Genomic DNA, 12,750 nt, shown 5'->3' on the forward strand with positions numbered 1-12,750 from the left:
CAAGCGCCCTGTGCACAGGGCGCAAGTCAAACCTTGCTTACAAATCCACCTTCATGCTCAGCTTGATGGCGCGCGGCGCGCCGGATGCCAAACGCGTGCCGGCGCCGGCCCAGTAACGTTTGTCGGCAAGGTTTTCCACGTTCAGCTGCCACACGACGGCCTTGTTCATTACCGTGCTGGCATAGCGGGCGCCCGCACTGAAAAGTGTCACCCCGCCGAGGAAAGCCTGGTTCAGGTCGTTCACGGGACGGGCGCTGTAGTAATACGCGCCGCCATTGACGGACAGGCCCGGTACAGAGTCAAACGCGTAGGCGAGAAAGGCGCTGGCCGTGCGTTTTGACGCGTTTTCCGGCGCCTTGCCATTGTAGTCGGCGTTGATATGGGCAAACTCGGGGGCGAGCAACTGCGCCGACGTCTGCCACGACAGCTGGCGCGTCAGCTTGCCTTGCGTCGAGACCTCCAGACCACGGTAGCGCTGTTCACCGTCCGACGTGAACACATTGCTGGCATTCGTGTAATAGCCGGGGCGCGTGATGTCGAACAAGGCGGCGGAGACCAGGCTGCCGCCCGGCGTCAGCCAGCGCGCGCCCAGTTCTTGCTGTTGGCTCACGCCGGGCGCCATCTTGACGCCCTGGTTGACGGTGCCCGTCGGGCCCGTCTCACCCTCTTCCAGCCCGCGCGCCGTGGACGCGTAAAACGACAACTGGGGCGTGGCCTTGTAGATCACTGACGCCATCGGCGTCGTCTTGCTGACGTCATAGTGGCTGGCGCCCTGGTCGCTTTGGTAACTGCTGCGGCGCACGCCGATGACGCTTTGCCATTGCGGGCTGAAGACCATGCGGTCGAGCGCGTACAAGCCCGTGTCGCGCGTGTCGAGCGCGGCCGTCGTGGGCGAAACCGGCTTGGGACCGAACACGACATTCGTCACGGGCACGGGGTTGTACAGGTTTTGCGACGCAATCGTGTAATTGCTCTGATAAATCGGATCTTGCGACTTGTCCGTGCGCGAAGCGCCCAGTGTCAGCTCGTGGGCAATAAAACCCGTATGGAAATTGCCGGCCAGTTCAAAGCGCAACAAGTCCGACGCCGTCACGCTGTGCTGGATATTGCCCGTGATGCGGCCCGCCCCCGTGGCCAGTGCTGCCGCATTGTTCAGGCGGAAGATTGCTAGGCGGCGGTCGCGCGCCGTTTCCGAATGGCCCGCCTCCACCGTCAAGGCCCAGCCATCCGTGATGGCATAGTCGGCGCGCAATTGCGCATTCTTCGTTTGCGCCTCGAAAGCCGACCAGTCGGGGCCGATCAGCTGGCGCGGATCGACGGCGCGCGGCAGGCTGATCACGCCTTTCACGGCGGCAGGCAAGGCCACGCCCGCCTGCTCCGTCACCCTGCGGCGCTCGTATTCGAGATCTGCCTTCAGCAGCAGTTTATTGCTCACGCGCCAGTCCAGCGCCGTGGAAATGAAGCGGCGGTTGCCGTTGCCCACATTATCGAGGTAGGAACCCAGCGTCCCACCGGCCGCATTGATGCGCACGCCGAATTGCTGCTGCGCGCCAAAACGGCGGCCCACGTCAATATTTGCCACGGCACTGCCACGGTCGTCGAGACTCAGGCCCATGCTGGTGACGGGCTGGCTGCCGGCCCGCTTGGTGACGAAGTTGACGACGCCGGCCGGCGACGTAAAGCCGTAGTACAGGGCCGAGGCGCCCTTCAGCACTTCCACCCTTTCCTTGTTTTCCATGGGCACTTGCGAAAAGTTCATGATGGGCATGGAACCGTTGAGGCGGTAATTCGTGCGGTTTTCGACGGCGATGCCGCGTATCACCAGTTGATCCCACGTTTCGCCGCCATTTTGCTGGCGCGTCACGCCTGCCGTATTGCGCACGGCGTCATACAGGCCGGAGACGGCTTGCTGTTCCAGCAATTCACGCGTGATCACGTTGACGGTCGATGGCACGTCCATGATGCTGGCACCACGGAAACTGCCCGCCTCCGTGGTGAGCGGCACCAGGCCTTGGGCGCGGGCGCCCGTCACCTGCACGGCTTGCATGACTTTCTCATCGCCAGCCGTCAAGTCGTCCTTGCCACTGCCCCCATTGACGGCGCCGGCCGTGTGGGAAGCGAAGGCCAGCGACAGGGCGGCGGCGACGGGAAGCAAGCGGGTGCGGGGAGAGACGACAGGCATGACATCGGGCTTTCAATGAAAAAAATATATACGAATGGAAACTAACGGTTAGTCGCCATGATACCGGTAATGAGAATCATTATCAAGAAAGAGTGAGTTTGTGTGAGTTTTACAGAAGAAACAAGGTATCCATGGCGTCTGTTATCACATGAACACGTTTGGATTTTGCAGACGAGGCCGCAAAGAGGCATACTGACAGTCACGGCGCGCAAAATGCGCCGCCCAACAAGATCAAAAGGTCAGTTCGTGAACACAATCGACAACAAAAGCGTGCAGACGAAGACATTTCGCTGGAAACGCTGGCAGCGCTGGGCCCTTGGCACAGGCTGCGCCCTGGCCGCCTACAGCGCGGCCGGCTTCTGGCTGGTGCCCTACGTCATCAAGCATCAGCTACCCAAATTTGCAGAAAAAGAACTCGCGCGCCAGGCCAGCATCGCCGATGTGCGCTTCAACCCGTTTACCTTGCGCCTGGAAGCGGACCAGATCGCTTTCAGGGAAGCGTCCAGCGCAAACAATGCGCCGCTGCTGTCCATCGGCGCGCTGGCTGTGCGGCTGGAATGGAAATCCATCGTGCGCCGCGCCTGGAGCCTGGCGGAAATCCGCATCACGGCGCCGCAAGCCCAGCTGACGATCACGCCGGATGGCAAGTTCAACCTGGCTGAAGTGCTGGCCACCTGGCAACGCAACCATCCTGAAAGAAGCGAAGGCGGCATGCCGCGCCTCGTCATCGCCCACTTTGCACTGGAACAAGGCAAAGTGGACTGGCAAGACCAGAAGGCGGGCTATGCGGACAACTTCACGCCGATCAACTTTACGCTCGACAATATCTCGACCTTGCCTGACGCCAACGGCAGCTACAGCCTCAGCGCGGATGCGGCGCGCGGCGGCAAGCTGCACTGGCGCGGCACGGCCTCGCTCAGCCCCATCCGCGGCGAAGGCGAACTGATACTGAACGACGCCTCCCTGCCCGGCCTGGCCGCGTATTTGAAAGCGTACACCCGCGCACAAGTGACCAGCGGCAAGCTGTCGGCGCGCCTGCCCTACGCCTTTTCCTATGCCGACGGCACGCTGCAAGCGACCGTCAAAGGTGCGGGCCTGGCCTTGCGCGACCTGGCGCTGGTGCAAAGTGGCAAGGGCGCGCCGTTTACGTCGCTGAGCACCCTGGGCATCGCCGGCGTGAACGCCGACCTGGCGCGCCAGAACGTCACCGTGGATAAAGTCAATCTGTACGGCGGCAAGGTGGCCGTGCGCCGCAATGCCAAGGGCGAGATCGACGTGGCGAACCTGATGCTGCCTGGCAACCCGGCACCGGCAGCCTCCGCCGCGCCAGCCAACCCGGGCAAGTGGAAAGTGGACTTGAAGCAAGTGGCCCTGGCCAACGTGGACGTCTCCGCCATCGATGAAACCGTCTCGCCCGCCCTGCAATTGAGCGCGAAACAGTTGCAACTGCAGCTGCAACTGGGCTTGCAACAGGGGCAGGCGGGAAACAGCATCATTGTCGATGGCGCCAGTTTTGCGCTGGCCGACCTTACCATGCAGCGGGGCGCGCAAACGCCGTTCAAACTGGCCCGATTGGGTTTTACGGATGGCAAGATCGACCTGGCCGCGCATACCGTGCACCTGGCCGCCGTGACGGCCAGCGGCGCCCAGATCGACCTGGCGCGCAACCGCCAGGGCGAGTTTGCGATTGCGCAACAGCTACCCGTGTTTGCCTCCGGCAAAGCCAACGCAGGCAAGGAAACGCCGTCCGCGCCCTGGTCCACCAAGGTAGACAAGGTAGAACTGAGCAAGTTCGGCGCCCGTTTCGATGATGCGGGCACTGGCATCAAGGGCACGCTGCAGGATGCGCGGCTCTCCTTGCACAACGTCAGCAACGATATGAAACAGGCGCTGCCGTTCGAACTGGGCGTGGGCTTGCGCGAAGGCGGCTTGCTCACGGCCAAGGGCAAGTTCGTGCCGGGCACGGGCGCCGTCGATGCGCAGCTGAATCTGCAACAGCTGACCCTGGCGCCCGTGCAACCGTTGCTGGCGCAGCATGTAAAACTGAAGCTGGCAGGCGGCACCCTCTCCGGCAGCGGCCGCCTGACGACGGGCGGCGGCGCGCCGAAAGCGCCCAAGGTCCGTTATGAGGGCGGCGTGGATATCGCCGGCCTGGTGCTCAATGAAACGGATGGCAAGCGTTTTGCCTCGTGGAAAAGCGTGCGCGCCGACAAGCTGACGGCCAGCGTGGGCCCCGATTTTGTCGACATCCCCGAACTGCGCGTGGTGGAACCGAACGCCCAGCTGATCATCGAAAACGACCGCAGCCTGAACGCGCAGCGCCTGCTGGTGAAGGCGCCCGAGCCGGCGACTGCGTCAGCTCCAGCAACCGCCAGCGCGCCCGGCGCTGCAGCGCCGGACGCCGCCTTCCCCGTGCGCGTGCGCCGCGTGCGCCTGCAAAACGCCAAGCTGGACTTTGCCGACCTGAGCTTGCGGCCCCAGTTCGCCGCCAAGATTTATGAACTCAATGGCGTCATCACGGGCCTGTCGACCAAGCGCGATGCGCGCAGCCAGATTGAACTGGACGGCCGCATCGATGAATTCGGCCTGGCCCGCGTGCGTGGTCAATTAAATCCGTTCGCGCCGACCGACAACACGGACTTGAACGTGGTCTTCAAGAACGTCGACATGGTCTCCGCCTCGCCGTACACGATGAAGTTCGCCGGCTACAAGGTGGCTGAAGGCAAAATTTCGCTGGACTTGCAATACAAGGTGCGCAACCGCCAGCTCGACGGCACCAACCAGGTCGTGCTCGACAAGCTGACTCTGGGCGAGCGCATCGACAGTCCGGACGCCTTGAAACTGCCGCTGGAACTGGCGCTGGCCATCCTCAAGGATAGCGACGGGCGCATCGACCTCGGTTTGCCCGTGTCGGGCGACTTGAACGACCCGCAATTCAGCTATGGCGCCCTGGTCTGGAAAGCCGTGGGCAATGTGCTGACAAAAATCGTCACGGCGCCGTTCCGCGCACTGGGCAACTTGCTGGGCATCAGCGCCGACAAGCTCGAATCGATCGACTTCGATGCGGGCAGCGCCGTGCTGCTGCCGCCCGAGCGGGAAAAGCTCAAGCAGGTGGCGCAAATCCTCGCCAAGCGCGAACAGCTGAAACTGGCCGTGCCGGGCCAGTACAGCGACACGGACGGGGCCGCCCTGCGCGCCCAGGCCGTGCGCCGCGCCGTGGCCGCCAAGGCCGGCATCAAGCTGGAAGCGGGCGAGGAACCGGGACCATTGAACCTGGGCGAACGCAAGATACGTGGCGCCCTGCGCGAGCTGTACGGCGAACGCTTCGGCAAGGCCGAGCTGGACAAGCAGAAGAAGGCGGCGGAGTCGGCTGCGCCTGGGGCAGCGGCGGCCGCCTCCACTGCGGCTCCGGCCAAAATCCCCGTCTTGCAACGCCTGGGCAAGCTGATCGAGGGCGAGCCGCAAGTGGCCGACACGGGCGCCTTCTACAACGGCTTGCGCGAGCAACTGGAAGCCAGGCAACCCCTGCCTGCCGATGCCTTGAATAAACTGGGCGCCCAGCGCAGCGCGGCCATCCTGGCGGCCCTGCAGCAGGACGGCACGCCGGCGGCCAGGGTCAGCGCGGGTGCGCCGGAAAAAACGGAGGCCGCGCCGGGCAAGCTGGTGGGGTTGACGCTGGGATTGGCGGCCCAATAAGCCAAAAGCAAAGTGCCGGGATCAGCCCCTCAGGGGCCGATCCCGGCACTTTCCGGCGCCCTCACCTTCCTACTTTTTCTTTTCCACCGCCTCATCCGGCAACGCAAACGCCACCAGGCTATCGCCCATCTTCGTGCCCAGCGAACCGTGGCCGCCGGCCATCACCACCACATACTGCTTGCCCGTCTTGTCGGAGATATAACTCATCGGTGTGGCCTGGCCGCCGGCCGGCAGGCGGGCTTCCCACACGGTTTTGCCGTTGCGCACGTCATAGCCGCGGATGGTGTAGTCGAGCGTGCTGCTGAGGAAAGCCACGCCGCCGCCCGTGGTGCTGATGCCGCCCAGGCTGGGTACGCCCAGCGGCAAGGCGATGGGAACGGGGGCGCTGTCGCGCGTGGTGCCGTTCTTGTGCATCCACACTTTTTTCATGGTACGCAAGTCGACGGCGGCGATATAGCCCCAGGGCGGCGCCTGGCAGGGGAAGCCCAGCGGAGAAAGAAAAGGCTTGATTTCCACGGCAAACGGCACGCCCGTTTGCGGTTGCAAACCCATTTCCGATCCCGTGCCACCTTTCGCATTGGCTTGCGCGCGCGGTACCAGGCGTTCCAGGAAGCCCATGTAGTCGGGATTCACCAGCAGCAACTGACGCACGGGATCGACGGCCGCCCCGCCCCATTCGAAGATGCCCAGCGGGCCCGGCGAGATGATGGCGCCCTTGATCTTGCCTTCGGCCACCGTTTGCGGCGTAAACGGCCCTTCGTAGCGGTGCTGGCGGAAGATGATGCGGCAGGCGAGCTGGTCGAATGGCGTCGTGCCCCACATATCCGTTTCGCTGATATGTTTCTCAGGCAGAAAAGTGAGGGCCGAGAACGGTTGCGTGGGCGACAGCTTGTCGCCAGGCGCGGCGTTGGCCGTCGGCACGGGTTTTTCCGGCGCCGGCACCACCAGGCTGCCGTCGCGCCGGTCGATCACATAGATGTCACCGCGCTTGGTCGTGGCGACCACGGACGGCACTCTGCCTTTTGGCGTGTCGATGTCGACCAGGGTGGGCTGGCCGCCGATATCCATGTCCCAGATATCGTGGTGCACGGTCTGGTACACCCAGCGTACTTTCCCGCTGACAAGATCAAGCGCGACGATGGCGCTATTGTATTTCTCGCCGTTCGGGTTGCGCTTGCCGCCCCAGGTATCGGGGGTTTCATTGCCCATCGGAATGTACACCATGCCCAGCTTTTCATCCACGCTGGACACGCCCCAGGAATTGGGCGAATTGTTGGTGTAGGTTTTCCCCTCGGCAATCGGCGCCGTGTCGTCCGGGTTCGAAGCATCCCAGTTCCACATCAGTTTGCCAGTGACGGGATCGTAGCCGCGGATCACGCCCGACGGTTCTTCCGTGGAAAAATTATCGGTCACGCTGGCGGCCATCACCACCACGTTCTGCGCCACGGCCGGCGGCGAGGTCGGCATCAGAAAGCCCCGCTTCTTCATGCCCATGCCGTGGTACAGGCCGATCACGCCATTTTCGCCGAAGCTTTTGCACGCTGCTCCCGTATCGGCATTGATGGCGATCAGGGTCGCATCCATGGTGGGCGCGAAGATGCGGCGCGGGCACGCCATGCCGGCCGCCTGCGGCGCCGGATCGTCCTTGGCGCGGCCCGCGTTCACGTCCCAGTACGCCACGCCACGGCAAATCATGTGCTGGTAGCTGGCCGCGTCGCGGTTGATCTTCGGATCGTGGCGCCACAGCTCCTTGCCCGTGTCCGGGTCCAGCGCGATGACGATGCTGTGCGGCGTGCACAGGTACAGCATGCCGTTCACTTTCAGCGGCGTGACTTCATTGGCGATCTCGTGCGGGTCGTTCGGGCCCTTGAAGTCGCCCGTGTGGTACACCCAAGCCTGTTTCAGCTGCGCGGCGTTGGCCGGCGTGATCTGCGCGGCCGGCGCGTAGCGGTCGCCATAGCCGGAGCGGCCATACGCGGCCCAGTCGTTGGGCGCCACGCCCGGGGCGAAATCGCCTTGCGGTACGGCCGCCATGTTCTCGGCCGGCACTTCGCCGTGCAAGGTGGTGTAGTCCTGGAACAGCGAGAACACGCCCACGGCGGCGGTGACCACCACGGCGGCGGCCAGCGCGCTGCGCGGTTTCGCTGCGGCGCTCAACGACGGAGCGAGCCGGCGGTCGACGAACGGCAGCAGCAGCCAGACGGCGGCGGCAAACCAGATATCGAGGCGCGGCAGCAATTGCCACCAGTCGAACTTCACTTCGATGACGGACCAGATCAGGGTGGCGAACAGCAGCAGCGCGAGAAACAGCTGGGCACTGCGCCGCCCCTTCCACACCAGCGCGCCCACGACCAGCATGCCGATGCCGGCCACGACGTAATACCAGGAGCCGCCAAGGCTGACCAGCCAGGCGCCGCCGCCCGCAAGCGCCAGGCCCGGCAAGATGAAGATGACTGCAGTGAAGATAAGCAAGGATCCAGGCCGGGCAGAGGCAGTCATGATGCTCCTTTACAAGAGTCAGTCAGCGGCAGGCGATTGCGCACCGTAGTTGATGGCGATCAAGGAGTTCCATTTTTTCACTATTTGGCAAAGCATGGCACACGCGTGAACGCGCTATCCGCGCGGTGTTGCTTTTCATCACAGTCCATCTCCGCCAGCCCGCCTTTCCTCTGTGATTTCAAAAAAAAAACACAAAATAAATCAAATAAATAACAAATTTCTCGAATAAATCAAATTTATATCGTAAAATGAAAATCACAAACTCTGACAACCGAATTTCCCAATTTTCAACCTTCTCGTGGAGCGGCACACATCATGACCATCGCCAAACGCCTGTATGCATTGATACTCTCCGTCGTCCTGGGACTGGCCGCCCTGGCGGGCTTCAGCATCTATGAAATGGACCGCGTGTACACGGCGGCCAGCTATGCCACCGTCAACACCGTTCCCAGCCTGCTGACACTGAACCACGCTTTCGTGCCCTTCACGCAGATGCGCACGGCCGTCTGGCAGCATGTGGCCACGAAAGACCCCGCCGCGCGCGACAAGCTCGAAGCGGGCATCAAGGAGGCGCGCGCAGCAGTCGGCCAAGCGCTCGACAAGTATGAAAAGGAAAACCTTTCCGATGAACAAGACAAAGCGCTGCTGGCCACGGACCGCGCCGTCCTGCTGCGCTACGATGGCGTGCGCGACAAGGTACTGGCCCTGTCGAAGGCAGGCGAGCTCGATGCGGCGCGTGACTTGCTGTTGACCAACCAGCCCATCATCAAGGAACTGGTCGACGCGTTTGCCGCCCACCACGGCTACAACGAAAAGCTGGCCAACATGGGCGCGGCGGAGGGCATCGCCACCGCTGCCAGCGCGCGCTGGATTTCCAGCGGCCTGGCCCTGGCCGTCATGGTACTGGTGGCCGGCATGGGTCTGCTGCTGGCGCGGCGCATCGCCTCTTCGCTGAAGAACGCCATCGAGGTGGCTCACACCATCGCAGGCGGCGACCTCAGCGTGCAAATCAGCGCCACCTCCAAGGATGAAGTGGGACAACTGATGACAGCCATGGCCGAGATGAGCGAGAGCCTGGTGCGCATCGTCGCCGAAGTGCGCTCCGGCACGGAGACCATCGGCACGGCATCGAGCGAGATCGCGGCAGGCAACCTGGACCTGTCGGCACGCACGGAACAGCAGGCCGGTTCGCTGGAAGAAACCGCCTCCGCCATGGAAGAACTGACGGCCACCGTGCGGCAAAACTCGGACAACGCCCGCCAGGCCAAGCAAATGGCCGTCAGCGCCTCGGACAAGGCGGTGCGCGGCGGCGAGGTGATGGGCGACGTGATACGCACCATGGAAGCGATCGACAGCGCGTCCAACAAGATCGCCGACATCATCAGCGTCATCGACGGCATCGCCTTCCAGACCAATATCCTGGCCCTGAATGCGGCCGTGGAAGCGGCCCGGGCCGGCGAACAAGGGCGCGGTTTTGCCGTCGTGGCGACCGAAGTGCGCAACCTGGCGCACCGTTCGGCGGCGGCCGCCAAGGAAATCAAGACACTCATCAGCGACTCCGTGGAGCAGGTGGAACAAGGTGGCAAGCTGGTCCAGCAAGCGGGCGCGGCCATGACGGAAGTGGTCGATACGGTGCGCAGCGTCACCGACATCGTCAGCGAGATCTCGGCCGCCAGCGCCGAGCAAAGCACGGGCATCGACGAAATCAACCGCGCCATCACGCAAATGGATGAAGTCACGCAGCAGAATGCGGCGCTGGTCGAAGAAGCGGCGGCGGCATCGCAATCGCTGCAGGAGCAGGCGAGCAAGCTGTCCAGCGTGGTCGGCGCCTTCAAGCTGGCGCAGGGCCAGGCCAACGCGGCGCAACACCGTACGCCGGTGCGCCCCGCCCCAGTCCCAGCCGCCAAGCCTGCAGCGCGCAAGGCGGCGCCGCTCAAGCTGGTCGCACAGCGCGACCCCGCTCCTGCCCGCAGCACGGCCAGCGCCGGTGCCGGCGGCGACTGGGAAGAATTCTGAACCCGTCGTCATGCAGGCTCACCTGCATCGATCATCCCGGAGCATCGCCATGACATCCGTTGTCAACCACTCTCACTGCATGCAGGCATTGCCATGAACTCCTTCCTCGCGGTCCATCCTTACCTTCGTTGCGACGATGTCTCGCTGATGCGGCCGGCGCTGGCGCTGGCGGGCATGTTGCTGCTGCTGGCCGCCCTGCTCTGGCGCCGCCTCCACTGGCGCCAGAGCAGGGTGGCCAGCAGCACGACAGTTGCCGACCTGCATCAGCAGCTGCAGATGCGCAAGGCCACCCAGACGGCCAAGTCGGCAGACACGGCACCGCCGCCACAGCCCGAGGCGCTGGACACGCCGCCGTTCGAGCTGGCCCGCCTGGACGCCATGTTCGGCTACGACCGGCGTTTGCAAGGTGAGATTCTGGCGCTCTTCGTGGCCGAGACGCGCGACCGCCTGGCCGGCATCGCCCATGCGCTGCGCTGCGAACGCCCGGCCCCGGCACGCGTGCTGGCCCAGGAAATTGTCGACAGCAGCTACGCCATGGGCTTGCTTCCCTTGCACGCACTGGCGCGCCAGGCCGTGCATGCGGGCTTTTCCAATGATATCGGCGCGCTGCGCCGCCTGCATGCGGAGCTGCTGATGGCGCTCGACGTGCTGTCGCAAGCGGTCACGGCCCTGCAAACGGGCGCCGCGCAGGTGGATGACTGCAGCGGTATCGGGAGCCGGCCATGAATGCGCCGCTCGATCTGGCGAGCCTGCTCGGCGGCGCCATCCTGCCCTCGCCCGCCTGGCGGCGCCACTGGCTGGCGACCTTGTTACAGCAACAGGTGCCGTTCGATGAGCTGGCCGAACAACTGGGCTGCGATCCGGCCCTGACCGGCAAGGTCATCGGCCTGGCGAATGGGGCCGTGCCACCGGGCGCGCGCCAGCATGCGGCAGTCGACGCCGCGATGCTGGCCGCCATCGGCCTGCCCGCCCTGCGCCAGGCGTTCGCCATCCCGGACCGGCCGACGGCCACGTGTGCGCACTTCGACGAGCAGCGATTCTGGGCGCACGCGCAGGCCATGGCCTGTGCCGCGCGCGTGGTGGGCGACGCGCTGCAACTGGCACCGGCCAAAGAGCTGTACACTTGCGGCTTGCTGGCCAACATCGGCCAACTCGCCTTGGCCGTGCTGCATCCGCAAGCGTATGGAGAACTGCTGAGCCAGCACGGCAGCGCTGCCAGGGCGCTGCTGCTGTGCGAGGAGTCGCGGCGCTTCGGCCACCATCAACTGGCGCTGTCAGCCAGCCTCATGCGGGGCTGGGGCATGCCGGACATCCTGTGCGACGCCGTGCGCTGCCATGCCGCGCCGCCCGGCTTCGGGCAGGCCGGACGCATGACAGAGCTGGCCTGGCTGCTGCAACTGGCCAGCAGTTTCGCCGACCTGATACTGCGCAATGGCGTAGGGCCGCGCGGGCCGGCCACGGCCGCCGCGCGGGTACTGGGTCTGGATGGGAACCACATGGAAACGCTGTTACGCCACAGTCACGCGGAGTGGAGCGAATGGCGCGCCATCCTGGAGCCGCACGCCCACATCGCCCTTGGCCGCACGCGCAGCAGGATCGGGCCCACCGCGCGGCAGGTTTTTAGTGAATTCATCTAATTTGTTGAAATTGATTTTTTGAGCGTGATTGCGTATCATTCCATTTAACTTCATCCTCGATCTTAAAGCCCATCATGCACACTGCAGACGTATGCACTACCCAAAAGGCTGCCGAAATCCTCGGCATCTCGGTCACATCGGTGCAGCAACTGGTCGAGGCAGGCGTTATCGAAGCCTGGAAGACCAAGGGCGGCCACCGGCGCATTCCCCTTGCGGCCGTCGAAGCCTACAAGGGCAATCCCGGCCAGCCAGGCCAGGATCAACGTGCGGCACGCGCCAGCCGCCCCGCAGCATCGGGCCGCCCGCCGTCCATCCTGGTGATCGAAGACAATCCGATCGAACGCGCGCTATATGAAAAGCAGATCGGCTCATGGGGCTTGCAGGCAAGCTTGCGCTTTTGCGAGAACGGCTACCAGGCGCTGATGGAAATCGCCCGCGACCAGCCCGACATCCTGCTGGCCGACATCATCATGGAAGGCATCGACGGCTACGAAGTGATCCGCACCATCCTGGCCGACCCGCTGCTGGCGGACATGCATATCGCCATGCTGTCGAGCCTGACGCCGGAGGAACTGGAAGAACGCGGTGGCGTGCCGCCCGGCGTGGTGTTCTTTGCCAAGCCCGTCAATTACGACGAGCTGCGTGGCTATCTGCGCGCCTGCTGCGCCGGTCATGCACGGCGCAACAGCCTGGCCGCCTAGTCCACCACCGCTTTCCCCG

7 protein-coding genes are annotated in these 12,750 nt (G+C 64.1%); 5 read left to right on the plus strand and 2 right to left on the minus strand.

Annotation, left to right across the window (positions count from 1 at the left end; all coding sequences use genetic code 11):
* Positions 1–37: 37 nt before the first annotated feature.
* On the minus strand, positions 38–2,182 hold the full coding sequence (locus tag CLU93_RS26030; protein WP_180287952.1) for a TonB-dependent siderophore receptor: 2,145 nt from the start codon (positions 2,180–2,182) through the stop codon (positions 38–40).
* Positions 2,183–2,428: 246 nt separating this feature from the next.
* Between CLU93_RS26030 and CLU93_RS26035 the strand changes: the two genes are divergently transcribed.
* A complete protein-coding gene (locus CLU93_RS26035) occupies positions 2,429–5,878 on the plus strand; it encodes a DUF748 domain-containing protein (protein ID WP_257225100.1) in 3,450 nt (1,149 codons plus the stop codon).
* 69 nt (positions 5,879–5,947) lie between these two features.
* Here the strand turns inward: CLU93_RS26035 and CLU93_RS26040 are convergent, their stop codons facing one another.
* A complete protein-coding gene (locus tag CLU93_RS26040; RefSeq protein WP_099763978.1) occupies positions 5,948–8,377 on the minus strand; it encodes a membrane-bound PQQ-dependent dehydrogenase, glucose/quinate/shikimate family in 2,430 nt (809 codons plus the stop codon).
* Between the two features lie 315 nt (positions 8,378–8,692).
* Between CLU93_RS26040 and CLU93_RS26045 the strand changes: the two genes are divergently transcribed.
* The 4 genes from CLU93_RS26045 to CLU93_RS26060 all read left to right on the plus strand — a co-directional run bounded on the left by CLU93_RS26045 (position 8,693) and on the right by CLU93_RS26060 (position 12,731).
* A complete protein-coding gene (locus tag CLU93_RS26045; protein ID WP_099763979.1) occupies positions 8,693–10,393 on the plus strand; it encodes a methyl-accepting chemotaxis protein in 1,701 nt (566 codons plus the stop codon).
* Positions 10,394–10,486: 93 nt separating this feature from the next.
* Positions 10,487–11,119 (plus strand): hypothetical protein, encoded by a 633-nt coding sequence (locus CLU93_RS26050; protein WP_143451821.1) that lies wholly within the window; start codon positions 10,487–10,489, stop codon positions 11,117–11,119.
* On the plus strand, positions 11,116–12,030 hold the full coding sequence (locus CLU93_RS26055; protein ID WP_099763981.1) for an HDOD domain-containing protein: 915 nt from the start codon (positions 11,116–11,118) through the stop codon (positions 12,028–12,030). Before CLU93_RS26050 ends, CLU93_RS26055 begins: the two co-directional genes overlap by 4 nt.
* A 74-nt stretch (positions 12,031–12,104) precedes the next feature.
* A complete protein-coding gene (locus CLU93_RS26060; RefSeq protein ID WP_071077537.1) occupies positions 12,105–12,731 on the plus strand; it encodes a response regulator in 627 nt (208 codons plus the stop codon).
* Positions 12,732–12,750 lie beyond the last annotated feature (19 nt).

This window comes from Janthinobacterium sp. 35, assembly GCF_002754575.1.
Lineage (GTDB): Bacteria > Pseudomonadota > Gammaproteobacteria > Burkholderiales > Burkholderiaceae_D > Janthinobacterium > Janthinobacterium tructae.

Coding starts and splice junctions, on each gene's coding strand:
- CLU93_RS26055 (WP_099763981.1), top strand. CDS start 11,116: ATGAATGCGCCGCTCGATCTGGCGAGCCTGCTCGGCGGCGCCATCCTG.
- CLU93_RS26030 (WP_180287952.1), bottom strand. CDS start 2,182: ATGCCTGTCGTCTCTCCCCGCACCCGCTTGCTTCCCGTCGCCGCCGCC.
- CLU93_RS26040 (WP_099763978.1), bottom strand. CDS start 8,377: ATGACTGCCTCTGCCCGGCCTGGATCCTTGCTTATCTTCACTGCAGTC.
- CLU93_RS26045 (WP_099763979.1), top strand. CDS start 8,693: ATGACCATCGCCAAACGCCTGTATGCATTGATACTCTCCGTCGTCCTG.
- CLU93_RS26060 (WP_071077537.1), top strand. CDS start 12,105: ATGCACACTGCAGACGTATGCACTACCCAAAAGGCTGCCGAAATCCTC.
- CLU93_RS26050 (WP_143451821.1), top strand. CDS start 10,487: ATGAACTCCTTCCTCGCGGTCCATCCTTACCTTCGTTGCGACGATGTC.